17 protein-coding genes and 1 rRNA gene are annotated in these 23,559 nt (G+C 68.2%); 8 read left to right on the top strand and 10 right to left on the bottom strand.

Annotation, left to right across the window (positions count from 1 at the left end):
• Nucleotides 1–2: 2 nt before the first annotated feature.
• The 3 genes from rrf (at nt 3) to AC1DHY_RS11465 (ending at nt 1,486) form a co-directional block, all read left to right on the top strand.
• Nucleotides 3–119 (top strand): 5S ribosomal RNA (rrf, locus tag AC1DHY_RS11455).
• A 125-nt stretch (nt 120–244) separates the two neighbouring features.
• Nucleotides 245–1,090, top strand: a complete 846-nt coding sequence (locus AC1DHY_RS11460; protein WP_476880291.1) for an SDR family NAD(P)-dependent oxidoreductase — start codon at nt 245–247, stop codon at nt 1,088–1,090.
• 93 nt (nt 1,091–1,183) lie between these two features.
• A complete protein-coding gene (locus AC1DHY_RS11465; protein ID WP_476903639.1) occupies nt 1,184–1,486 on the top strand; it encodes an excalibur calcium-binding domain-containing protein in 303 nt (100 codons plus the stop codon).
• 71 nt (nt 1,487–1,557) lie between these two features.
• On the opposite strand, the gene AC1DHY_RS11470 is transcribed toward AC1DHY_RS11465, so the two are convergent.
• The 6 genes from AC1DHY_RS11470 to AC1DHY_RS11495 all read right to left on the bottom strand — a co-directional run bounded on the left by AC1DHY_RS11470 (nt 1,558) and on the right by AC1DHY_RS11495 (nt 11,626).
• Nucleotides 1,558–3,417, bottom strand: coding sequence for a putative bifunctional diguanylate cyclase/phosphodiesterase (locus AC1DHY_RS11470; protein ID WP_476880293.1), 1,860 nt, complete (start codon nt 3,415–3,417; stop codon nt 1,558–1,560).
• 184 nt (nt 3,418–3,601) lie between these two features.
• Entirely contained in the window at nt 3,602–5,704 is a 2,103-nt protein-coding gene (locus AC1DHY_RS11475) for a putative bifunctional diguanylate cyclase/phosphodiesterase (protein WP_476903640.1), read from the bottom strand.
• A gap of 89 nt (nt 5,705–5,793) precedes the next feature.
• Nucleotides 5,794–7,581, bottom strand: a complete 1,788-nt coding sequence (locus AC1DHY_RS11480; RefSeq protein ID WP_476903641.1) for a putative bifunctional diguanylate cyclase/phosphodiesterase — start codon at nt 7,579–7,581, stop codon at nt 5,794–5,796.
• Nucleotides 7,582–7,709: 128 nt separating this feature from the next.
• Nucleotides 7,710–9,098 (bottom strand): UDP-glucose dehydrogenase family protein, encoded by a 1,389-nt coding sequence (locus AC1DHY_RS11485; RefSeq protein ID WP_476879579.1) that lies wholly within the window; start codon nt 9,096–9,098, stop codon nt 7,710–7,712.
• The gene (locus AC1DHY_RS11490) at nt 9,095–10,300 is read right to left on the bottom strand and encodes a glycosyltransferase family 4 protein (RefSeq protein WP_476879580.1); all 1,206 of its coding nucleotides are present in this window, start codon (nt 10,298–10,300) and stop codon (nt 9,095–9,097) included. The genes AC1DHY_RS11485 and AC1DHY_RS11490 overlap by 4 nt, the downstream gene beginning before the upstream one ends.
• A gap of 858 nt (nt 10,301–11,158) precedes the next feature.
• Entirely contained in the window at nt 11,159–11,626 is a 468-nt protein-coding gene (locus AC1DHY_RS11495) for a DUF4383 domain-containing protein (protein WP_476903642.1), read from the bottom strand.
• A gap of 165 nt (nt 11,627–11,791) precedes the next feature.
• On the opposite strand from AC1DHY_RS11495, the gene AC1DHY_RS11500 reads away from it, so the two are divergent.
• Nucleotides 11,792–13,114, top strand: coding sequence for a cell division protein PerM (locus AC1DHY_RS11500; RefSeq protein WP_476879582.1), 1,323 nt, complete (start codon nt 11,792–11,794; stop codon nt 13,112–13,114).
• 64 nt (nt 13,115–13,178) lie between these two features.
• On the opposite strand, the gene AC1DHY_RS11505 is transcribed toward AC1DHY_RS11500, so the two are convergent.
• The gene (locus tag AC1DHY_RS11505) at nt 13,179–13,610 is read right to left on the bottom strand and encodes a hypothetical protein (RefSeq protein ID WP_476879583.1); all 432 of its coding nucleotides are present in this window, start codon (nt 13,608–13,610) and stop codon (nt 13,179–13,181) included.
• A gap of 39 nt (nt 13,611–13,649) precedes the next feature.
• Here AC1DHY_RS11505 and purN point away from each other — a divergent pair, with 39 nt between their 5' ends.
• Both purN and AC1DHY_RS11515 read left to right on the top strand, forming a co-directional pair.
• Nucleotides 13,650–14,225 (top strand): phosphoribosylglycinamide formyltransferase, encoded by a 576-nt coding sequence (purN, locus tag AC1DHY_RS11510; protein ID WP_476879584.1) that lies wholly within the window; start codon nt 13,650–13,652, stop codon nt 14,223–14,225.
• A 161-nt stretch (nt 14,226–14,386) separates the two neighbouring features.
• Nucleotides 14,387–15,367, top strand: a complete 981-nt coding sequence (locus tag AC1DHY_RS11515; RefSeq protein WP_476879585.1) for a collagen-like domain-containing protein — start codon at nt 14,387–14,389, stop codon at nt 15,365–15,367.
• A gap of 154 nt (nt 15,368–15,521) precedes the next feature.
• Here AC1DHY_RS11515 and AC1DHY_RS11520 read toward each other — a convergent pair whose 3' ends face one another.
• Nucleotides 15,522–16,874 (bottom strand): MFS transporter, encoded by a 1,353-nt coding sequence (locus tag AC1DHY_RS11520; RefSeq protein ID WP_476880459.1) that lies wholly within the window; start codon nt 16,872–16,874, stop codon nt 15,522–15,524.
• 150 nt (nt 16,875–17,024) lie between these two features.
• Between AC1DHY_RS11520 and purH the strand changes: the two genes are divergently transcribed.
• Nucleotides 17,025–18,713, top strand: coding sequence for a bifunctional phosphoribosylaminoimidazolecarboxamide formyltransferase/IMP cyclohydrolase (purH, locus tag AC1DHY_RS11525; RefSeq protein ID WP_476903643.1), 1,689 nt, complete (start codon nt 17,025–17,027; stop codon nt 18,711–18,713).
• Nucleotides 18,714–19,281: 568 nt separating this feature from the next.
• Here purH and AC1DHY_RS11530 read toward each other — a convergent pair.
• On the bottom strand, nt 19,282–20,280 hold the full coding sequence (locus AC1DHY_RS11530) for a trypsin-like serine peptidase (protein WP_476903644.1): 999 nt from the start codon (nt 20,278–20,280) through the stop codon (nt 19,282–19,284).
• Nucleotides 20,281–20,552: 272 nt separating this feature from the next.
• Here AC1DHY_RS11530 and AC1DHY_RS11535 point away from each other — a divergent pair, with 272 nt between their 5' ends.
• Nucleotides 20,553–22,772 (top strand): NADP-dependent isocitrate dehydrogenase, encoded by a 2,220-nt coding sequence (locus AC1DHY_RS11535; protein ID WP_476903645.1) that lies wholly within the window; start codon nt 20,553–20,555, stop codon nt 22,770–22,772.
• Nucleotides 22,773–22,901: 129 nt separating this feature from the next.
• On the opposite strand, the gene AC1DHY_RS11540 is transcribed toward AC1DHY_RS11535, so the two are convergent.
• On the bottom strand, nt 22,902–23,504 hold the full coding sequence (locus tag AC1DHY_RS11540) for an SRPBCC family protein (RefSeq protein ID WP_476879551.1): 603 nt from the start codon (nt 23,502–23,504) through the stop codon (nt 22,902–22,904).
• Nucleotides 23,505–23,559 lie beyond the last annotated feature (55 nt).

Below are 23,559 nucleotides of genomic sequence, written 5' to 3' on the forward strand. Positions count from 1 at the left end.
GTTACGGCGGTCATAGCGTGGGGGAAACGCCCGGTCCCATTCCGAACCCGGAAGCTAAGACCCACAGCGCCGATGGTACTGCACCCGGGAGGGTGTGGGAGAGTAGGTCACCGCCGGAACACTATTACAGGTCGAGAGCCTCCAACCACCAGGTTGGAGGCTCTCCCACTTTAACCACCCAACCAACACCCAGCCACGGTGGTTACCCTTGAGTAGGCATAGACCACCAACCACGGGAGATCCCATGACTGCACGGACCATCGTCATCACCGGCGCCAGCGACGGCATCGGCGCATCCGCGGCCAGGACCCTGGCAGCGCAAGGCGAGAACGTCGTCGTCGTCGGGCGCTCCGCGGAGAAGACCCGGCGGATCGCGCAGGAGACCGGCGCGGACTACCTCGTCTGTGACTTCGCCGAGCTGGCCCAGGTGCGCCGGCTCGCGGCGCAGCTACGGGAGAAATACCCGCGGATCGACGTTCTGGCCAACAACGCCGGCGGGATCATGGGCGCGCGGGAACTCACCGACGACGGCCACGAGAAGACGTTCCAGATCAACCACCTGGCGCCGTTCCTGCTGACCACCGAGCTGATGGACGTCCTCACCGCCAGCCAAGCCACCGTCATCAACACCTCCAGCGCCGCCAATTCGCTCTACGGCCGGCTGGACATCAACGATCTCGAGCTTGCCAACAAGTACACCGCCAACCTGGCCTACGGCAACGCCAAGCTGGAGAACATCCTCTTCACCGCCGAGCTGCACAACCGGTACCAGGCGGCCGGCATCTCCACAGCGGCCTTCCACCCCGGTGTAGTGGCCACCAACTTCGCCGCGGAGACCACCAGCCCCTTCAGGTTTATGTACCGCTCCTTCCTGAACAGGTTCATGCTCTCCCCGGAGCAGGGCGCAGACACCCTCGTCTGGCTCGCCACGGCCACACCGGGGCAGGACTGGGTCTCCGGCGCCTACTATGCCAAGCGGGCCCTGGCGAAGGCCAACAAGCAGGCCTACGACGCCAGGCTCGCCGCCGAGCTATGGGAGCGCAGCGCCGCCATGGTGGCGCAGGAACGCGACCTCGATCCCCGCGGCTGACACGGTCCGCAATCGTCCGGAACGTGGGATAGGATTTCCCTGATCCTCGCCGACACGCGGCCGAGGGCTTCTATGGGGGAAGGGCTCTCGAACGTGCGCCTGAAGAAACTGATCATCGTCTCACTCGCCGCCAGCGCCGTGGTGCTGAGCGGAACGGCCGTACCTGCCTCCGCAGCCCCGGCGCCAAAGTCCTACAAGAACTGCACCGAACTGAACAAGGTCTACCCGCACGGCGTCGGCCGCAAGGGCGCCAAGGACAAGACCACCGGCAAGAAGGTCACAAACTTCCGCGTCGACAGCACCCTGTACAGCTACAACGACGGCGGCCCGGTCAAGCACCGCGGCGAGTACGACCTCGACCGCGACAACGACGGCATCGCCTGCGAAAAGCGCTAACCCAAACGAAAGGCCCCGGCAGAGTTGCCGGGGCCTTTCGCGTACTTAGGAAGGTGCGGTCAAGCCGGCGGCTACCGCGCGGCCTCGACCGTGTCGATCGCCGTCAGGGCGCTCTCCATGGTGCCGGCGAGGTCGCTTGCGGGGGCGGGCTTGGCGAACAGGTAGCCCTGCAGGGAGTCGCAGCCGAGGTCCATCAGGTAACCGGCCTGCTCGGGCGTCTCGATGCCCTCGGCGGTGACCTTCAGGCCAAGGTTCTTCGCGGCCGTGATCATGGTCCGGAAGAACGGCAGGTGTTCCTTGCCGGTCTTGATCATCGCCACAAAGGACCGGTCGATCTTGACCATGTCCAGGGGCAGTTCCTTCAGCTTGCCCAGGGTGGAGTAGCCGGTGCCGAAGTCGTCCATCGCGATCCGCACTCCGGCCTCGCGCAGCTGGCCCAGCTGCCGCAGCACGTCCGAATCGGCGTCGAAGAACACACTCTCCGTCAGCTCCAGCATCAGCTGCCGCGGGTTGACCCCGGTGGAGGCCACAATGGACAGGACATCTGTGGCGAAGTCGCGGTGCTGGAACTGCAGGCCGGAGACATTCACGGCGACGCTGTACGCGGCGTCGCCGGCCAGCCAGGGCCGAATCTCGGCGCAGGCCCGGCGCATGACCTCGTCGCCGATCTCACGGATCAGGCCGCTCTGCTCGGCCACGGGCAGGAACTGGTTGGGCGGGACCAGCTTGCCGTGCCGCTCCCAGCGCGCGAACGCCTCGAACTGCACCACAGCGCCGAGCCCGGGGGAGACCACCGGCTGGTAATGCACCGAAATCTGACCCAGCCCCACAGCCTGCCGCAGCCCGGCCTCGCCCTGGGCACCCTGCACGCCCGTCTTCAGCATCTCCGGCCGGAACTGCAGCCACGTGTTCTTTCCGGCCGCCTTGGCCGCAGCCATGGCCGAGTCCGCCTGCCGCAGCAGCTCCGCGCCGTCGTGCGTCTGCGACGACCGCGAGGCCAGCCCCATGCTGACCGCGGGGCGGACCATCGAGCCGCCCACCCGCGCCGGGACGTACAGGGACTCGGAGATCCGCTTGGCCACGGCCCCGGCGTTCAGGCACTCGGTCAGCAACACCACAAACTCGTCGCCGCCCAGCCGCGCCACGGTATCGTGCGGCCGGACGCAATTGCGCAGCCGGCTGGCAACCTCCACCAGCAGCTCGTCCGCGGCAGAGCGGCCCAGCATGTCGTTGTAGCTCTTGAAGTCGTCAACGTTGATCATCAGCACGTCCACCGGGTCCGGCCGGCGGAGGGCCGCGGCCAGGCGTTCGTTGAAAAGCGTCCCGTTCGGCAGCCCGGTCAGCGGGTCGCGCAGCACGGCAGCCTTGAGCTGGTCATCGTGTTCCGCGGGCGAAAGGCGGGGGAGGACGCCGGTGTGGCCGGGCACCAGCTCGGCTTCGAGCGAGGCGAACGTCCGACGCCGGGCGGCAGGCGCCGCCGCGGCGGCACCCGGCGCTGCGCCGTCGTACGCGTTCGCGTGACTCGACGCAGGGGCTGACGCGGCGTGCCCGGACACCGCCCGGACCGAGACGGCGACGGCGCCCGCGCCCGACGCACCGCTTGAGGCGCCGACGGCCGCGGACGGAACCGCGGAGCACGTGATCTCCAGCGGGAACTCCGAGGCGTCGCCCCGCCGGCCCGAGCCCGCGAAGGGTCGGGAACCCTGCGCGGCAGCGCCGGCGTCTGCCAGCCCGGCCAGGAGCTTGTGGAAGTCTTCCCGGGAGGATTCGGCCAAGAGCAGGGCGTAGTCGGCGCCGAGCAGCTGGGCGCGGGAGTAGCCGAAGAGTTTTTCCGCGGCGGCGTTCAGGAAAGAGATGGACCCGTCCGGGGCCAGCAGCAGCAGGGCGTCGGGGCTGTGCTCCAGCACTGCCTGCGCAAACGTTGCGTCCATAATGTGTACTGCCCCCAAAGCGATGGATCCGTGACTGGTGGCCCGCTGCCGGAAACCCCGTGGCGGTTGCCGGCGCCGTGCCTGCTGAAATCATAAGTGCTCGGTAGCACACTGCCGTGCCGCCCCGGCAGTATTTGCGAAAGCGTCCGAATGTGTCGTCCGGGCGCCCAGACACCCCGCCGGGCTACAGGACGGCGACGGCGTCCTGCAGCTCCAGGAGCGCCTCGGCGGTCTGTGCCATGGCAGCGCCCCGGCGGGCCTCCGGGACAGGCCGGGAGAACAGGTAACCCTGCAGGGCGTCGCACTCGTGTTCCATCAGGTACCGGGCCTGGGTGGGCGTCTCGATGCCCTCCGCGGTCACCCGCAGGCCCAGGCTGTGCGCCATATGGATCATCGAGGTCAGGATGGGGAGCCGCTCCTCGCCGGTGTGCAGCATGGAAACGAACGACTTGTCGATCTTCACCGCGTCCACGGGAAGCTCCTGCAGCCGGCCCAGCGAGGAGTAGCCGGTGCCGAAGTCGTCCAGGGCCACCCGGATGCCGGCCGCGCGCAGCGTGATCAGCTGCTGGATGACGTGTGTGGCGGCGTCGAAGAACACACTCTCGGTGACCTCCAGGACCAGCTGGTGCGGATCCACCCGGCTCCACGCGGCGATGTCCAGCACCCGCTCGGCGAAGTCCTTGTGCTGCAGCTGCACGCCGGAGACGTTCACGGCCAGCGTCCGGCCCGGGTCCTCGGCCAGCCAGGGCTGCAGTTCCGTGCAGCTTTGCCGGAGTACCTCGGCGCCGATGTCCCGGATCAGGCCACTGCGTTCGGCGGTCTGGATAAAGGTGTCCGGGGCCATGAGCTCCCCGTCGCGTTCCCAGCGGGCCAAGGCCTCGAACTGCACCACCTCGCGCCGGTTCGTGGAGACCACCGGCTGGTAGAACACCTTGATCTGGCCGAGTTCGACGGCGCGGCGCAGCCCCGCGGTCAGCTGGGTGCGCTCCAGCAGGGTGGTCAGCATCTCCGGCTGGAAGTGCACGTAGCAGTTCTTCCCCGCCTCCTTGGCTGCGTACATGGCCACGTCCGCCTGCCGCAGCAGCTCGGAGGAGGACATACCGTCGGATCCGCGCATGGCGACGCCCAGGCTCAGGCCCGGGCGCATCAGGGTGGCCTCGATGGTGACGGGGGCGTTCAGGGTGCTGACAATCCGCTGCGCCACGGTGTCCGTGTCATTGCAGCCCACCAGGAGCACCACAAACTCGTCGCCGCCCAGCCGGGCCACGGTGCCGTGCGGGCCCACGCAGTTCTGCAGCCGGCGGGAGATTTCCACAAGCATCTGGTCGCCGGCGTGGTGGCCCAGTATGTCGTTGACGTCCTTGAAGTCGTCCAGGTCCAGGAGCAACACCGCCACCGGCCCCGGGGACTCCAGTGCCGCCGTCGCACGTTCATTGAACAGCATCCGGTTGGCGAGCCCGGTCAGCGGGTCCTGGAAGGCCAGGGCCTTGAGCTGGTCCGCCTTCTGGGCGAGTTCGTCGAGGGCGCGGCGGGCCGTGTCCTGGGCCATGGTGCGGGAGGTGACGTCGCGGAAGTTCCAGATCCGGCCCACCACTTCCTCGGCCACCTTCTGCGGCCGCGAATACAGTTCCACGGTGCGGCCGTCCGTGAACTCCAGCAGGTCATGGCTGTGCAGTTCGTGGTTGGCGTAGAGCTCGGCGACCTTGGCTTTGAAGGTGTCCGGGTCCACCAGCTGCTTGGCGATGAAGCGGACCAGGGCGTAGGCGTCGTCCTCGGCCAGGATCTCGCGCGGCATACCCCAGAGCCGGAGGTATTGTTCGTTGACGCCGGTGATCTGGCCGGTGTTGGACACCACCACAATCGCGTCCGCAGTGGTCTCCAGCGTGGCGTCCAGGAGCGAGACGGCGTGCCGCCGCCCGGTGTCGTCGTCCTGGCGGTGGGAGGTGTCGCGGACCGCCACGGCCATGGACGTCTCCGTCTGCATGGTGACCAGTGAACACGTGATGTCCAGCGGGATTTCGTGGCCGTCGCGGTGCAGCCCCATCCCGGGGAACGGGCTGGTGCCGAAGGTGCCCGAGCGGCCCAGCCGGCTCCAGACCCGCAGGAATCCGCCGCGGTCGTCCTCCACCAGCAGGCGGTGGTGTTCGACGCCGATCAGCTCGTCCTGGGAGTAGCCGAACAGGCGCTCCGCTGCCGGGTTCAGGAACGTGATGATCCCCTCGGTGGTCAGCAGCAGCAACGCGTCAGGGCCCTGCGTCAGCAGGGTTTCCGCTAAACCTTGTTCCACGTCGATGCCAGCCCCCAGGCGTTCGGTACTCGGGTCCACCGTCCAGGTGGTCAGTAAACTTCAAGCATCATAGGGCCCTGAGACCCAAATCACAGAACCCGCTGGGTTTCGGCAGTGGTGTCGCCGCGCAGGCCGGCGATGGTCCGCGCCGAGGCTGCGAGGGCCGTGCCCAGGCTGTCGGCGGGCTGGGGCCGGGAAAACAGGTAGCCCTGGAGTAAGTTGCAGCCGCGGGCCATCAGGTATTCGGCCTGTTCCCGGGTCTCGACGCCCTCCGCGGTGACGTTCAGGCCCAGTCCGTGGGCCATGTCAATCATGGAGTTCAGGATGGGCAGGCGCTCGGTGCCGGTGCGGATCATGGCGACAAACGACTGGTCGATCTTGAGCGTGTCCACTGGCAGGTCCTGCAGCCGGCCCAGGGAGGAGTACCCGGTGCCGAAGTCGTCCAACGCCACCCGGACCCCGGCACTCCGGAGCTGCACCAGCTGGCGCCGCACCTGGCATTCGTCCTCGAAGAACACACTCTCGGTGACCTCGATGACCAGCTGGTGCGGGTCCACGCCGCAGGAGCCGGCGGTGGCGAACAGCAGTTCCGGGAAGTTGCCCTGCTGCAGCTGGACGCCGGAGACGTTGATGGCGAGGGAGCGGGTGGGGTCCTCGGACAGCCAGGGTCCCAGCTCCGTGCAGCCGCGCAGCAGCACCTCGGTGCCGATTTCCACGATCAGGCCGCTGCGCTCCGCGGCGGGAATGAACTGCTGCGGCGGGACCAGGCGCCCGTCGCGTTCCCAGCGGACCAGCGCCTCGACCTTGACCACGGTGCCCAGGCTCGAGGAGACAATCGGCTGGTAGTGCACCGCGAGTTCACCGTTGTCGACGGCGGCGCGCAGCCCGGCCTCCAGGTGGGTGCGTTCCAGCAGTTCGGTCATCATTTCCGGGCGGAAGCGCAGGTAGCGGTTCTTCCCGGCGGACTTGGCCGCGTACATGGCGATGTCCGCGCGGCGGAGCAGCTCGGAGGCGTCGCCCGCGTCCTCACCGATGGACGCCAGGCCCAGGCTCAGGCTCGGGCGCAGCATGGTCCCGTCGAGCCAGACCGGCACCTTCAGGGATTCGATGATCCGTTGGGCGGCCGCGTCGGCATCGAGCGAGCCGACCAGGAGGACCACAAATTCGTCGCCGCCCAGCCGTGCTACAACGTCGCTGGGCCGGACGCAGGCGCGGAGCCGGCGGCCCACCTCGATCAGCATCTGGTCCCCGGCGTGGTGGCCGTGGACGTCGTTGACTTCCTTGAAGTCGTCCAGGTCCAGCAGCAGGACGTCGACGGCGGTCCCGCAGGGCCCGGCCAGGGCGTGCGCCAGCCGGTCGTTGAAGAGCTGGCGGTTGGAGAGCCCGGTCAGCGGATCCTGGAACGCGAGGGTCTTGAGCTGGCTGGCCTGCTGGGCGAGGTCCGCCATGGCCCGGTTGATCTGGTCCTGGTCCCGCCGGGCCTGGCTGACGTCGCGGAAGCTCCAGACTCGGCCCACCACGCGGTCCTCCACCTTTTGCGGGCGGGAGTAGCGTTCGAAGGTGCGTCCGTCGCGGAAGTGCAGCACGTCGTGGCTCTCAGCCGCCGGGTCCGCGTACAGGGCCGTGACCTTCGCGAGGAACTGCTCGGGGTCCTGCAGCTGGCCGAGCACGGAGCCGATCACGGCCTCGTCATCGCCGGCGTCGACCAGGTCGCGGGGGATGCCCCACATGGTCAGGAACTTGTTGTTCACGGAGGAGATGCGGCCCTCGGCGCTGACCACCAGGATGCCGTCCGCGGTGGACTCCAGGGTGGCCGAGAGCAGGGACATGGCTTCGCGGAGCCTGGCGTCCTCTTCGGTGCGCGCAGAAGTGTTCACGCGGCCGGAGCCGAGCGATTGTGAGACCAACGATGTTCCATGAGAATCCTCCCCACAGAAATCATAGGGTGCAGAGCGGGGCCGGGGCGCCGCCGCGCGGATATCCGTCGGGTTTGGGGTGCTGCCGCTCAGTCGGCGGTAGCCAGCCGGTCCCAGGCCGCCGCGTCCACGGGGGTCCCGGCGTCGGACCGTCCCAGCCCGCGCACCGTCCAGCCGGCCGCGGACCAGGCGGCGGCGTCGAGCGCGTTCCGGGCGTCCAGGATATTCCGGCGCCGGACCAGGCCGCCGGCGGCCGCGGGCGACAGCGCACGGTAGGCCTCCCACTCCGTTAGCAGCAGGACCAGCTCGGCGCCGTCGAGCGCCTGCTCCACCTCGGCCTCGAAGCGCAGCTGCGGGTAGCGCAGCCAGGCGTTGTTGATCGCTGCCGGGTCCGTGACGGTGACGTGCGCGCCGGAGTCGGCCAGCTGCTGGGCAACATCCAGGGCCGGGGAGTCGCGGATGTCATCGGTGTCCGGCTTGAAGGCTGCCCCCAGCACGGTCACGCGCCGGCCGCCGAGCTGGCCGCCGCAGAGTTCCCGTGCCGCCTCCACGGTGCGGGAGCGTTGGCTCCGGTTGATCCCGTCCACCGCGGCCATCCAGGCGTCCACCGAGTCCACGCCCAACGTTTGCGCCTGCACCCGGAGTGACCGGATGTCCTTGGGCAGACAGCCGCCGCCGAAGCCGAGCCCGGCGTGCAGGTACCGGCCGCCGATCCGCGGGTCCAGCCCCATCGCCTCGCCCAGCTCGGTCACATCGGCGCCCGACGCGTCGCAGAGTTCGCCCATGGCGTTGATGAAGCTCAGTTTGGTGGCCAGATACGCGTTCGACGCCGACTTGATCAGTTCCGCTGTGGCGAAGTTGCAGACGAGCCGGGGGATGCCCGCGGAGAGAAGCGGAGCGTAGACCGTGTCCAGGACGGACGTGACGGCCGCGCCCGTGCTGTCCGGGCGCTTGGCCGAGTCCTTGCCGCCCGGTACGCCGTACACCAGCCGGTCCGGGACCAGCGAGTCCTTGACCGCGGTGCCCTGGCGGAGGAACTCGGGGTTCCAGCCAAGCAGCACGTCCGGCCGGCCTGCGAGGACTCCGCGGAGCATTTCCACCGTTCCCACCGGCACAGTGGACTTGCCGACGACGGCGGCGCGCGGGGCCAGGAACGGCAGCACCGACTCGATCGCTGAGACGAGATAGCTGAGGTCGGCGCCGTCGGAGGTCTTGGACTGCGGTGTCCCGACGCAGAGGAAGTGCAGTTGCGCGCTGGCGGCGTCGGCGAAGCTGGTGGAGAACGCGAGCCGGCCGTTGGCGCGGCCATCGCGGAGGAGCTCGTCCAGGCCGGGTTCGTGGAACGGGGCGGTGCCGCGGTCCAGCTGGGCGATCTTGGCGGCGTCGACGTCAATCCCCACGACGGTGTGGCCCATCGAGGCCAGGGTGGCAGCGTGCACCGCGCCGAGGTAGCCGCAGCCGATCACGGAAATCTTCACAGGGTTGCTCCTCTGGTAGGGGCGGTGGTGGTTGCGGTTGGTCTCGTGGCCGGGGTGGTGGCTCTGTTGGCGGGGTTGGACTGGACGGCGGGGTTGGCCTGGACGGCCTCGTAGTGACCGACGAGTTCCCGTCCGAGTGCCTCCCACGTCCGGCCTTGGACCGAAGCGTGCGCGGCGGCGGCGAACGCGCGGCGCTTGGCGTCGTCGCCCGTCAGGTCCGCCACGCGGGACCGCATCTCGGCGAGGTCTCCCGGTTTGTAGAGCCAGCCGGTCCGCGAGTTTTCCACGAGGTCCAGCGGGCCGCCGCGCCCGGTGGCGACCACGGGGACGCCGGAGGCCATCGCTTCCTGGATGGTCTGGCAAAAGGTCTCGAACTCGCCCGGGTGGACGAACAAGTCGAAGGAGGCGACGGTCCGGGCCAGGTCCTCGCCGCCCAGGAATCCGGTGAACACGGCCCGGGGCAGCGCGGCTTCGAGGGCTTCGCGCTGCGGCCCGTCGCCGACGATCACCAGCCTGGTCCCGGGGATGTCGGCGAGTACGGCCAGGTCCTCCACCTGCTTCTCGACGGCGAGACGTCCCACGTAGCCGATGATGCGCTCGCCGTCCGGGGCCACGGAGGCCCGCCACGCGTCGTCGCGCTTCTCCGGGCTGAACCGTCGGGTGTCCACGCCGCGGCGCCACATCTGAACGCGGGGGATGCCGCGGCCCAGGAACTGGTCGCGGGCGAAGGTGGAGGGGACCAGGGTGCGGGTGGCGAGGAGGTGGATCTGCTCCACCCGGTTCCACGCCCAGTTCTCCAGGAACGGGACGCCGTAGCGCGCCGCGTAGCCGGGGACTTCGGTCTGGTAGATGGCGACGCTGGGGATGCCGAGTTGATGCGCGGCCTGGGCTGCCCGCCAGCCAAGCACGAACGGGGAGGCGAGGTGGACGACGTCGGGCGCGTAGCCGGCAAGGATTCGCTTGACCCGGGCCACACCGCCCAACGCCACCCGTACATTCGTGTAGCCGGCCAGGGGGACGGAGGGGAGCCGGTGGATTTTCGCGCCGTGGACCTCTGCGGGGACGTCGGTGTCCTGCGTGGAGGGCGCGATTACCAGCACCTCGTCGCCCCGGTCCTGCAGGTGCTCCAGGACCCTCAGGATGGAGTGCGTGACCCCGTTCATCTGGGGCAGGAATGATTCGGCGACTAGTGCGATCCTCACGCCTCCACGGTGGCCGCGGCCGCTGACGGGGCGGGGGCGTCGGCGTGGCCTGCAGGGGAAGAGTGGGTTAACAAGCGTGTGCATGGCTGGGGTTCCTGCGGGGAGGGGTTTCGGGGTGGGGTCGATGCTGGCTCGGGGTGGGCGGGCTGACCGGGGCTGCTGCGCCGGTAGAGTGGGCGGAGCGCGGGACCGGGAGCTGATCGGGCGGCTTCGTGGAGTGATCGGCGGAGCTGGGGCTGGGTGCTTCCTGGTGTCGGCTGCGAAGTCGAGACTTGGGTGGCCTGCGCTGTGACCACCCGATTCACCAAAAGTGGCCGCTAAACCACCCCGCGAAGCGGCCATAAGTGGCAAATCGACGTCGGCTCGGGGCTGGAGAAGGTCCAGGGGTCCGCGCCCATACCGAGCGCGCCGGACCGGGGAGTGGCCGGAGAGCGTTCCCTACTCCGACGCCGTTTGCCACAAAGGGCCGCTTTGGAGAACCCCATTGCGGCCATATGTGGCGAATGGACGAAGGACCACGCTCAAGTTGGGCCCTGGAGCCCTCAAATCAGGACTCGCCCGTCGCCTACAACCAACGAGCAGCCTCGGGTCAGCCCCAACACTGGCCCGCACGCCCCGAGAACCGTGCCGATGACAACCGGCTCCGCTCCGAGGGAACGCACCCCCGCCACCCAACGCACCCCGGCTACGCACCGCAGCCACCCCGCATCCGAGCCACCCAACGCACCCCACCCCCCACAGCAGGAAGCTGGTGCGGACACCTATAACGCTCCAGGGGCCCACACCAGCAGGTAGTGCGAATTTGTTGGATTACTGAAAATCGGTCCTCATTCGCGGCTCCCTTTTCCCGGAGTTCAGTTACCGGGTTTGTGCGTCATCGGCCAGATGCCTCGCGAGCAGCCAGCCGGCGCCAATCATTGCCACGCCCAGCACCATGTGAGTCCAGTTGTCCATGGTGTTGAACGCCATGAAATTGGCCGCCGACCCCACGCCGACGATCAGCCCGTAAACGCCAAAGATGATGTACAAAAGGCCGAAGCCCATGAGGAAGTTCCGGGCTCCCATGTCGTTGCGGGACATGGTCCAGCCGGCGGCGCCAATGGCGAGCTGAACGATGTTCAGGAGCATGGACACCTGGAACAGGCCGAGGAACATGGCCCTGGAATCGGGTCCGAGGAACCTCAGTTCGCTGTACTGCGCGGTGATGCCCGGGATGAATCCCAGGACGCCCACGGCAAGTAGCACAATACCCACACCCATGCCGACGTTTTGGACATCAGTCCGTCCGAAATGTACGCCGTGTGCATGTGGGGATGCGGTAGTCATTTTCTGCCTCCAACCACTGTTTGCGGACACTTAAAATTTTACGGCGGGGCACCGGAAAAAGCGCCGGTCCGGAGCCGGGCCGCCCGCACGCGGCGGGCTGATTTCCGGGGCATAGCGCCTGTCGGAGCGGGGCGCGGTGCCCGGCGCGTGGCACCATGGAACACGATGAAACTGCGCGCTGATCAGACCGGAAACCGTGGCCTTCCGATGCCCCTTTGGCTACAGGGTGCGCTGGAGTCCGCGCAGGCCGCTGTGATCTCGGCGCTGATCGTGGTGGTCCCGATCGTCGCGGTCTGGGCCTCGGCCGGATTCCGCGAGAACGGCTTCGAATTCCTGGCCCGCCTGGCCGGCCAGGCCTGGCTGCTGATCCACGGCGTCCCGCTCCTGCTGGAGACCGTGGGTGCCGGTACCGCCGGCCGCCCCGAAACTGGCACGCTCTCGCTGATTCCGCTGGGCCTGACGCTCATCCCGTTCCTGCTCGCGTGGCGTGCGGGGCGGCGGCTGGCCCGGGCCTCGTACACGGACCAGCTCTGGCAGGCGCTGCTGGGGTCCTGGCTGATGTACGGCGCGTTCGGGTTCGCCACCGGCTTCGTCTGCCGCACCTCCGACGTCGGCGTCAGCCTCTGGTACGCCACCCTGGTCCCGCTGATCCCGTTCGCCCTCGGCATGGTGATCGGTGCACGCCGGGAAGCCGGTTCCTGGAGCCGGCTGATCGGCGTCGACGCCGTGGCCTGGCTCTCGCGCACCAGCCAGCACTCGCGCTGGGCCGGGTCCTACCTCGGATCCGCCGTCAAGGCCGGATTCGTGGCCGTGATGGCCACCCTGGCGATGGCCTCCGCCCTGCTCGCCGTGGACCTGATCATCCACTGGAACCTCATCATCGCCGTGTATGAAGCGCTCGACGCCGGCCCCGTAGGCGGTGCGGCGCTTACCATCGCGCAGCTCGGCTACCTGCCCAACCTTGCCATCTTCGCGCTCTCCTGGACCTCCGGCTCCGGCTTCGCGCTGGGCGCTGGGTCCCACGCCGGGCCGCTGGCCACCGCCGTCGGACCGCTGCCCTCCATCCCGGTGTTCGCCGCCCTCCCGGCCGGCGCGCTGGAGTACGGCTTCGTGGCCCTTGTGGTTCCTGCCCTGGCCGGGCTCCTGGCGGGCTGGTGGTTCCTGCGCGAGGGTGAAAACCACTTCGACGAATGGCTCTCGATCAAGGTCAAGGCGCGCTGGTTCACGGCCACGGTCTCGACGCTGGTCCTCGGCGCCATGATCGGCGCCGTGGCGGGTGTCCTCGCGGCGGCCCTGGCCTGGCTGGCCCGCGGATCCGCCGGCATCGGCAGGCTCACGGACATCGGACCGGATCCGCTGGCGACTGCCATCTTCGTCGCGGCCGAAACGGGGATCGGCGTCGTGATCGGCTACGCCGCCGGGCCGTGGCTGGAACGGCGCCAGAAGCTGCACGAGACAGAGCTGGAACTCGCCGCCGAGGCCGACTGACCCCGCAAGCCGGCTGATCCCTAAATCGACAGGCCCCGGCAGGGACGACGACGGCGGGCGGCCTTCAGCGCAGCTGCATGGGCAGCGACTTCTCCAGTTGCGTCCGGCACATCGAGGTTGCCTGCTCAGTGAGGGCGTGCCTTGAGCATTGCTGGAAGTCGCGGACCTGGTTGAAGAACACCGCCGAGGTGACAACCACCAGGACCATCACGGCGGTGACCAGCAGGCCGGAAATGGTTCCGAACAGCACCAGCCGGGACTGCTTGAACCGGGTGGCGCGCACCAGCAGCACGACGCCGAGAGCCACCGCAGCCGCTGTGAGGATGGCGGTGAGCCAGAGGTAGTTGACGTCCAGCTGGAAAACGAAGAACGCTCCCAGCACCACCACTATGAAGGTGCGGAACAAATTGTGGGTCCGCAGCAGCGATGCCTTGCCCGCGTCGGTCCGGGGGTTTGGGCCCCGTTGTGCTGGGTCCGGCTCGTGGGGCGAATTCATATTTTCCAGCGTACGCGAATGGCCCCATAAGCTAAGTCAATGCGCATTGTTGTCCTCGTCTCCGGTACCGGTTCCAACCTGCAGGCTGTTATCGACGCCGTTTCGGCCGGCGAACTGGCGGTCGAGCTCGCCGCTGTGGGCGCGGACCGGTCCGGGACCTACGGGGTGGAGCGCTCCGCGGCAGCCGGCATCCCGACGTTCGTGGTGGACTTCAAGGCGTACCCGGACCGGGCTGCGTGGAACGCGGCGCTCGCCGACACCGTCGCCGCGTACAGGCCCGACGTCGTCGTATCCTCCGGGTTCATGCGCATTGTCAGCGCCGACTTCATCGCCGCCTTTGACGGCAAGTACCTGAACACTCACCCGGCCTTGTTGCCGGCGTTCCCGGGCGCGCACGGTGTCCGCGACGCCCTGGCGTACGGCGTGAAGGTCACCGGCTGCACGGTCCACTGGGCCGACGCCGGGGTGGACACGGGCCCGATCATCGCGCAGGAGGCCGTCGCCGTGCTCGACGGTGACACCGAGGAGTCGCTGCACGAGCGGATCAAGACGGTGGAACGGCGGCTGCTGGTGTCCACCCTGAAGACCCTCGCCGCGGGCGTTACTGCGGCCTGATCCGGCGGTCCAAGTAGTCGGGGCGGTAAAAGCGAGTACCCGGCGAAAAAGTCGGGTACTGGATGGCGAAATTCGAGTATTAGCGGACCGGTTTACGCGGGGAATAGGGCCATAGTCTGGCGCGCAGTCTCATTCGTCTCTTGCGTCCCTGGGGGTCTCACGTGCCACACTTCAGCTTTGCCAAAACCAGTCCGAAAGTTCTTTGCCTCACCGCGGCGCTTGTCCTCGGGACCGGCGCCATTTCTGCCGCCTACGCTGCCTCGACCACGTCCGGTACCGGGGAAATCAACGGCTGCTACAACGTCAACAACGGCGGTCAGCTCCGGGTGCTGACGGCCGGACAGTCCTGCGACCTGAAGAAGGAGACGCCGATCACCTGGAACATGCAGGGTGTCCAGGGAGTCGCCGGTGCACAGGGGATTCAGGGTGTTGCCGATCCCCGCGGAATCCAGGGCCTGACCGGCCTTACGGGTGAAACCGGGGCCATCGGCATCCAGGGTTTCCAAGGCGAGAAGGGCGATAAGGGTGACACCGGATCCCAGGGCGCGACCGGTGAAACCGGCGCCAAGGGCGACACCGGGGAGACCGGTGCGAAGGGCGACACCGGGGCCAAGGGTGACAGCGGCGAGGTAGGCCCCACCGGAGCCACGGGGGCCCAGGGCGTCCAGGGCGTCCAGGGCGAAACCGGGAAGACCGGCGACACCGGAGCCCAGGGCGCGAAGGGTGACACGGGCGACGTCGGGCCTGCCGGGGCCAAGGGCGACACCGGGGCTGTCGGCGCCACGGGCGCTACCGGTGCCAAGGGCGAAACAGGCGAAACAGGCGCCACCGGGCTCCGGGGTGCGACCGGCGCCACGGGTCCCGTGGGGCCGGCCGGCGCGACAGGTGCCACCGGTGCCACGGGTGCTGCTGCATCCACCAGCGTGTCGGTGGCCACGGCCAGCGGCGCCACGCTGACGGTGGTGGCGAGCTGCCCCGCGGGCCAGGTGGCCACCGGCGGCGGGTTCTCCCTCAACTCCGGCAACGGCAACCAGGTACTGGCCAGCCAGCCCGTGGTCGGTGCTGGAGGTCAGCCCATCGGCTGGTCCGTCACCCAGCTCAAGACCAACACCCTCTCGGTGTCGGTGACCTGCATCCAGTAGCCGACAGCCGGCATCCACCCCGGATGCCCTATCACTTACGGTGCTTCTGAGGCCCTCAGAGCAACCAAAAGTGATAGGGCATCCGGCGTTCGGGGCGGGGTGCGGGCGAGGTTCGGGGCGGCGTTGAGGGCCGGCCGCGCGGGCCGGCCGGGACCTACTCCAGGCCGCGCTGCTTGGTCTCCGGGGCGAAGAACGCCATCCAGAGCACCGAGACCAGCACCAGCACGCCGGCCAGGGCGAACGACGTCGCGAGCCCCAGTTCCGGCCACAGGAACGCCGCGAAGATCAGGGGGCCAAAGCCGGCGCCAAGCCGGGAGAACGTCGAGGCCCAGCCGAAGCCGGAGCCGCGCAGCTCGGTCGGGTACAGCTCCGATACGTAGGCGTACAGCACCGGGATCGCCACCTGCACCACAAACCCGAACATGAGCAGCCAGAAGACGGCCGCCGTCGGGATGTCCACCACGACGGCGACGATCACCAGCAGCAGCGCCGAGAGCGGGCCGGTGATGGCCAGGATCCACTTGCGGCCGGTCCGTTCCACCAGCAGTGCGGCCACCACCACGCCCAGGAGGCCGACGGCGGCCATCGACGCCGTGGTGATAAAGGCCTTGTACTCCTCGAAGCCCGCCCCGATCAGGATCCGCGGCATCCACGTGAGCGAGAGGTAGTAGACCAGCAGGATGCTGAAAAACAGGGCCCAGGCCGCCGTCGTAATTTTCCAGTTGAACTGCCAGAGCGCACGGAGCTGCGTCCAGGCGCTCCCGGCCGACAGGCGCGGGGCGTCCTGGGGTTCGGGCAGGCTGTAGACCCGGGCCTCGGCGCCGGTGGCAGCGACCAGGGAATCGATGACGCGGGCGGCTTCCTCGCGGCGGCCCTTCCGGATGAGGAACAGCGGCGATTCGGGGACGCTGCGCCGGATCCAGAACACCAGCAGCGCCGGCAGCACCATAATCAGCATGGTCAGGCGCCAGTCCGCGAAGGCGGCGATAAGCCCGGCCGAGACGAATCCGCAGAGCGCGGCCCCGACGGGCCACCAGCCGTCCATCGCGGTGAGGACCCGGCCGCGCTGCTTCCGCGGAGTGAACTCGCCCACCAGCGCGTAGTCCACCGGGATACAGCCGCCCAGGCCAAAGCCCGCCATGAACCGGAACACCACGAACCAGATGAAGTCGGGGGAGAAGGCGCCCAGGACGGTGAAGATCGAGAAGATCAGCAGCGTCGCGGTGAAGGCCTTCTTGCGGCCGATCGTGTCCGCGATGGTGCCCCAGACGAAGGCGCCAAGAGCCATGCCGATCAGGTTCGAGGTACCGATCCACGCGGCGTCGCCGGCGCTCAGGGACCAATGCTTGGACAGCAACGGGATCAGGATGCCGTTGAGCGTCACGTCCCAGGCGTCGAACATAAAACCCAGGCCGCCGATCAGGAAAATCCGGCCCTGCACCCTCCACCGCCACGGCAGGTCCTGGACCACCTGTTCGCCGCTGGGCACAGTGGTGTACGTATTCATTTTGGCCTCCTGGAAGAACTCTACGTCCCGCGGTGCGGTGGCGGGGAGGCTTCACACTCCGCCGCGCGGGAACCCCGGCAGCCGGGACACGATAAACTGGCCGCATCCCCACCACCCGCGGCCCAGCCGCGATATAAGACGGAGACTTTTGTGAGCTTTACGCAGCTTGAGCGTGTATCCATCGACCGTGTTCCCATCCGCCGGGCCTTGATCTCGGTCTACGACAAGACCGGTCTGGAGGAACTCGCCAAGGGCCTGCACGAAGCCGGCGTCAAGATCGTCTCTACGGGCTCCACCGCAAAGAAGATCGCCGCCGCCGGGATCCCGGTCCAGGAAGTCGAGGAAGTCACCGGCTCCCCGGAAATGCTGGACGGCCGCGTCAAGACCCTGCACCCGCGCGTGCACGGCGGCATCCTCGCCGACCGCCGCGTGCCCGCCCACATGAAGACCCTCGAGGACATGGCCATCGAGCCGTTCGACCTGGTGGTGGTGAACCTCTACCCGTTCGTGGAGACCGTCAAATCCGGTGCCGCGCAGGACGACGTCGTCGAGCAGATCGACATCGGGGGTCCGGCGATGGTGCGGTCGGCCGCCAAGAACCACGCCGCCGTCGCAATTGTGGTGGACCCGGCGTCCTACGGTTCGGTCGTGGCCGCTGCGTCGTCGGGCGGGTTCGACCTGAAGACCCGACGCCGGCTGGCCGCCAAGGCCTTCGCGCACACCGCGTCCTACGACACCGCCGTGGCCACCTGGACGGCCAGCCAGTTCCTCGATGAGGACGGCGACGGCGTCATCGACTGGCCCGCCTATGCCGGCCTGGCCCTGGAACGCTCCGAGGTGCTCCGCTACGGCGAGAACCCGCACCAGCAGGCCGCCCTGTACGTTGACAAGGCCGCCCCGGCCGGCATCGCCCAGGCCGACCAGATCCACGGCAAGGCCATGAGCTACAACAACTTTGTTGACGCCGACGCCGCCCTGCGCGCCGCCTACGACTTCGCCGAGCCCGCCGTCGCCATCATCAAGCACGCCAACCCGTGTGGTGTGGCCGTCGGGTCCGCGTCCGCGGCGGATCCCATCGCCGACGCCCACGCGAAGGCCCACGCGTGCGATCCGGTGTCCGCGTTCGGCGGCGTCATCGCTGCCAACCGCACAGTCACCGCAGGCATGGCCCGGACCGTGGCAGGGATCTTCACGGAAGTGGTCATCGCGCCCGGCTTCGACGACGAGGCCGTGGAGATCCTTTCCAAGAAGAAGAACATCCGCCTCCTCACCCTGCCCGAGGGCTATGGCCGCTACCCGACCGAGTTCCGCCAGGTCTCCGGCGGCATGCTGGTCCAGGCCACGGACAAGGTGGACGCCGACGGCGACGATCCGGCCAACTGGACGCTCGCCGCGGGCGAGGCCGCCGACGCCGGCACCCTCGCGGACCTGGCCTTCGCCTGGACCGCCTGCCGCGCCGCCAAGTCCAACGCGATCCTGCTGGCCGTCGAGGGTGCGGCCGTCGGCATCGGCATGGGCCAGGTCAACCGGCTTGATTCCTGCCGCCTGGCCGTCGAGCGGGCCAACACGCTGGGCGTCACGGTGGAGTCCGACGTCGACGGTGCCGGTGGCGCGTCCAACGCTTCGGATGTGGCCGGGGCGCCGGAGCGGGCCCGCGGTGCTGTCGCGGCATCGGATGCGTTCTTCCCGTTCGCCGACGGCCTGCAGATCCTGATCGACGCCGGCGTCCGCGCGGTTGTGCAGCCCGGCGGATCGGTCCGCGACGAGGAAGTGATCGCCGCAGCCAACGCCGCCGGGATCACGATGTACTTCACCGGGGCGCGGCACTTCTTCCACTAGGGACTGAGACGGCCGCGCGGCCGCAAAGAATGGACATGCTCTTCCTTTCCGGAAGGGCATGTCCATTCTTCGTTGGTGCGACTCGGGTTCTTCGTGGTGGAGGCTGCGCTGGTTCCTCCGGCTGCGGTTGTATGCCCCGGTCCCGGGGCGTCGGACGGACATGCCCATCCTTCGACGCCAGGACTGGGCATGTGCTGCGGTGTCTGCGGGCATGCTCATTCTTCATGCCGACGAGTGGACATATACGGGATATGTCCACTCGTGCCCCTGTGCGATGGGCATGTCCGTCAGGGGAGGGTCACGCGGACCTCGCATGTACCGCGCCCAGCCGCCGGAGGGCAGCCGGGCCAACCCCGCCCCGGGCCAACCCCGCCCGGGCCAACCCCGCCCCGGGCCAACCCCCACACCACATCCCCCGCAGCCCACCCCACCCACGGCAAAACGCGGGGTCACGTGCCATCCTGTCGAGGGGGATGGGTGGCACGTGGCCCCGCGTTGCCTTTTCCTTTCCTAGTGGGATTTCAGTGGGATTTCGCTGGGATGAAGACTCCGTTCAGGATGAAGAGTCCTAGGAAGCCGCTGCGGCGCTGTAGGCCTGCTGGATGACCGAGCCCCAGTACGGGCCGTACATGGTGGTCGAGTTGCTGCCGTAGCCGTAGCTGTTGATCGAGTTCTGGTAGCCCGAGGAGCTGGTGCCGATGAACCACGGCCCGCCCGAGGATCCGCCGGTCATGTTGCAGGGGATGCCCTGGGTGTTGAACTGCGGGTTGTACGGGTCGTTGGTGGCGGTGCCGCTGCAGCTCTTCAGGGATTCTCCGTTGAACGGCGGGGCGGCCGGGTAGCCGAAGGACTTGTACGTCAGGCCGCGGGCGGCGTTGAACTGCACACCGGAGGCCCCGACGACGTCGGCGAGGGACTTGCCGTTGAGCGGGTTCATCACGGCGAAGCCGGTGTCGTAGGTCATGTCGCCGCCGGAGCTCCACTGGGTGGGGGCGTACAGGGTCTTGGCCGTCCACTTGCCGTAGGGTGCGGACCCGTTGAGGTAGGCCGGGACGAAGGTGAAGTTTGTGGCGAAGGCGCCGGGGCCCTCGTTAACGCAGTGGCCGGCGGTGGAGACGGTGCTCTTGTTGGTTGACGTCACAGAGTTGCCCGAGCAGACATAGTTGGAGCCGCCCAGAGTGAAGAACACCTTGCCGATGTGCTTGACTGGGGTCTCGCTGGCGTTGGCCTTGGTCTGGACCTGCTTGGCCTGCGGGGTGGGTGCGGTGCCTTCCACCTTGGCCGGGGCGCCTGTTTCGACGTTCCGGTGGGCGGTCGAGTTGGCCCCGCGGGCCACGGCTTTGGCTGCCAGCACATCGCCCGGAATCGCGGTGCGCATGCGTTCCGCCGTCCAGTAGTCGGCCGTGGCGCCGTCGCTCACGGCGTGGCTGCTGACGTTCGACGTCCCTGCCGGTGCCTTGGCCGGGGCGGCGGTGGCCGCGCCGGCGGCACTGACCGCACTGACCGCCAGGAGTGCGGCGGCGGAGAGGCTCAGGAGGCTGGTGGCCAGAGTCTTGGATGTTCTCATGGGTGTCCTAACCGGGCTAAGTGCGGTGCGGCCTGCCGGGAGGCGGGCCGCTGTGATGGGTATGAAACTACGTCAACTTGACGAACATGTAAAGCAGTTTGTCAAATTCTGTCACACCGGCATTGCGGGGAGTCATGACGGGCCCCCGAGTCACAGGTCCGGGGCGGTCCGTCCCCGATAGGCGCCGAGGCGGCCACCTCGGGTAAGTTAGAGCCGTTGAGATAACACAAGATTTCCGGATATCCGCAGACTTTCAGGGAGACGCCCGAGCAATGGCCAAGATTATCTATACCCACACCGACGAAGCGCCGATGCTGGCCACCTATTCGTTCTTGCCGATTGTCGAGGCGTTCGCGTCGACGGCCGGTGTGGAAGTGGAGACCCGCGACATTTCGCTAGCCGGCCGCATCATCGCCGTATTCGGCGACTACCTCACCGAAGAGCAGCGTGTCAGCGACGCCCTGGCCGAACTCGGCGAGCTCGCCAAGAAGCCCGAAGCGAACATCATCAAGCTGCCCAACATCAGCGCCTCGGTGCCGCAGCTGAAGGCCGCCATCGCCGAACTCCAGGGCCAGGGCTACGCGCTCCCGGACTACCCGGACAACCCCGCGTCGGACGAAGAGACGGACATCCGCTCCCGCTACGACAAGATCAAGGGCTCCGCCGTGAACCCGGTGCTCCGCGAGGGCAACTCCGACCGCCGCGCACCCCTCTCGGTCAAGAACTACGCCCGCAAGAACCCGCACAGCATGGGCGCCTGGACCCCGGAATCCAAGACCAACGTCGCGCACATGGTCGCCGATGACTTCCGCTCGAACGAGAAGTCCGTGGTGATCGGGGCCGACACGAACCTCAAGATCCAGCTGGTCAAGGAAGACGGCACGGTCAAGGTCCTCAAGCGGGCCTTCCCGGTGCTCGCCGGCGAGGTCATCGACGGCACCGTCATGCGTGCAGCCGCCCTGGATGAATTCCTCAAGGCCCAGGTGGCCCGGGCCAAGGAGGAAGGTGTGCTGTTCTCCGCGCACCTGAAGGCGACCATGATGAAGGTCTCCGACCCCATCATCTTCGGCCACGTCGTCAAGGCCTACTTCTCGGACCTCTTCGCCACTTACGGCGAGCAGATCGCCGCGGCCGGACTGAGCCCCAACAACGGCCTCGCCTCCATCCTCAACGGCCTCGAGGACCTCCCCGAAGAGATCCGCTCCGACGTCGAAGCCGCCATCCAGAAGGGCCTCAACGACGGCCCCGAGCTGGCCATGGTGGACTCCGACAAGGGCATCACCAACCTGCACGTGCCCTCCGACGTGATCGTCGACGCCTCCATGCCGGCCATGATCCGCAGCTCCGGCCACATGTGGGGCCGCGACGGGCAGGAAGCCGATACCCTCGCCGTCCTGCCGGACAGCAGCTACGCCGGAATCTACCAGGTTGTCATCGACGACTGCCGCGCCAACGGCGCCTTCGACCCGACCACCATGGGCACCGTCCCGAACGTCGGCCTTATGGCCCAGGCCGCCGAGGAATACGGCAGCCACGACAAGACCTTCGAGATCCAGTCCGCCGGAACCGTCCAGGTCATCGACGACGCCGGCACCGTGCTGATCGAGCACCAGGTCGCCCCGGGTGACATCTGGCGCGCCTGCCAGACTAAGGACGTGCCGATCCGCGACTGGGTCAAGCTGGCCGTCACCCGTGCCCGCGCCTCCGCCACCCCGGCCGTGTTCTGGCTGGACAAGGCCCGCGCGCACGACGCCCGGATGATCGCCAAGGTGGAGGAATACCTCAAGGACCACGACACCGAGGGCCTGCAGCTGGAGATCATGGCCCCGGACGAGGCCACGGCTTTCACCCTGGACCGCCTGCGCAAGGGCGAGGACACCATCTCGGTGACCGGCAACGTCCTCCGCGACTACCTCACTGACCTGTTCCCGATCCTCGAACTCGGCACCAGCGCCAAGATGCTCTCGATCGTTCCGCTGATCAACGGCGGCGGCCTGTTCGAGACTGGCGCCGGCGGCTCGGCCCCGAAGCACGTCCAGCAGCTGCTCAAGGAAAACCACCTGCGGTGGGACAGCCTGGGTGAATTCCTGGCCCTGGCCGTCAGCTTCGAACACCTGGCCACCACCACGGGCAACGCCCGCGCCCAGGTCCTGGCCAACACCCTGGACCGCGCCACCGGCACCTTCCTGCTCGAGGACAAGTCCCCGAAGCGCAAGGCCGGCGAGCTGGACAACCGCGGCAGCCACTTCTACCTGGCCAAGTTCTGGGCCGATGAACTGGCGCGCCAGACCGACGACGCCGAGCTGGCCGCTGCCTTCACTGCCGTCTCGGACGCCCTGAGCTCCAACGAGGAAACCATCGTCGGCGAGCTGCTCGCTGTCCAGGGTTCCCCGGCGGACATCGGCGGCTACTACCGCCCGGACGAAGCCAAGGCTTCCGCGATCATGCGCCCCTCGGCCAAGTTCGGCGAAGTGCTCGCGCTGCTGGGCTAGTTCGCCACACGCAAAGGGCGCACCGGGAGATCCCGGTGCGCCCTTTGGCGTTTCCAGTGCCGGACGGCGACGGCGGCCCAACCCGCCGTCGTCGTCGCCGGCCGAGTGCCTGGCTCCGCGGCGGGACGCCTAGCGCTCGGAGTCCCGGCGGTCCGCTGTCGCGTCGAAGGCCGGCTCGGTGGCCATGTCCGGATCCGTGTCCATTGAGGCGTCGCTGCCTACGACGTCGTAGCCGGTGTCGGTCAGCAGGGGAGCGCCCTGCGGCTGGCCGTCCAGCCCGCCGTTGTTGACGCGTTCCCGCCAGGCACCGGTCTCGAAGTCGCGGCCCTCGATGAATTTCTTGAACCGTTCCAGGTCCGCCCCGACCTGGCGGGCGTCGAGCCCGACGGCCGCGCCGATCTTCTCGGTGGCGGAGCCGGGCTCCCAGCTGAGCTCGACGTCCACCCGGGTCTCCGCCGGCCCGAGTTCTTCGAAACGCACGGTGCCCGCGTTGCGCGGCGCGTCAAGGCTCTCCCAGGAAACCTGCCGGTCCGGCTCCTGGCTGGTGATCCGGGCATCGTAGTCGCGCTTGACCCCGCCGATGCTGGTCTGGAAGTGGACGGTGGTGTCGTCGAGTTGGCGGACGGCGTCGACGCCGCTCATAAACTGCGGGAAGTCCTCGAACTGGGTCCACTGGTTGTAGGCCCGGCTGAGGGGGACGTTGACGGCGATGGATTCCTGGACTGTTGCCATGCTTGCTTTCACTCCTTCGATGGCGGGCGTGCGGCCCGCCCGTTGTGGAAAGGGA

The sequence above is a fragment of the Arthrobacter sp. 05L44 genome (genome assembly GCF_056397605.1).

Excerpts from the sequence above, each read along its gene's own strand:
- AC1DHY_RS11535 (WP_476903645.1), top strand. The coding sequence starts at position 20,553 with ATGGCCAAGATTATCTATACCCACACCGACGAAGCGCCGATGCTGGCC.
- AC1DHY_RS11495 (WP_476903642.1), bottom strand. The coding sequence starts at position 11,626 with ATGACTACCGCATCCCCACATGCACACGGCGTACATTTCGGACGGACT.
- AC1DHY_RS11500 (WP_476879582.1), top strand. The coding sequence starts at position 11,792 with ATGAAACTGCGCGCTGATCAGACCGGAAACCGTGGCCTTCCGATGCCC.
- AC1DHY_RS11540 (WP_476879551.1), bottom strand. The coding sequence starts at position 23,504 with ATGGCAACAGTCCAGGAATCCATCGCCGTCAACGTCCCCCTCAGCCGG.
- purN (WP_476879584.1), top strand. The coding sequence starts at position 13,650 with ATGCGCATTGTTGTCCTCGTCTCCGGTACCGGTTCCAACCTGCAGGCT.
- AC1DHY_RS11520 (WP_476880459.1), bottom strand. The coding sequence starts at position 16,874 with ATGAATACGTACACCACTGTGCCCAGCGGCGAACAGGTGGTCCAGGAC.
- AC1DHY_RS11530 (WP_476903644.1), bottom strand. The coding sequence starts at position 20,280 with ATGAGAACATCCAAGACTCTGGCCACCAGCCTCCTGAGCCTCTCCGCC.
- AC1DHY_RS11505 (WP_476879583.1), bottom strand. The coding sequence starts at position 13,610 with ATGAATTCGCCCCACGAGCCGGACCCAGCACAACGGGGCCCAAACCCC.
- AC1DHY_RS11470 (WP_476880293.1), bottom strand. The coding sequence starts at position 3,417 with ATGGACGCAACGTTTGCGCAGGCAGTGCTGGAGCACAGCCCCGACGCC.
- AC1DHY_RS11460 (WP_476880291.1), top strand. The coding sequence starts at position 245 with ATGACTGCACGGACCATCGTCATCACCGGCGCCAGCGACGGCATCGGC.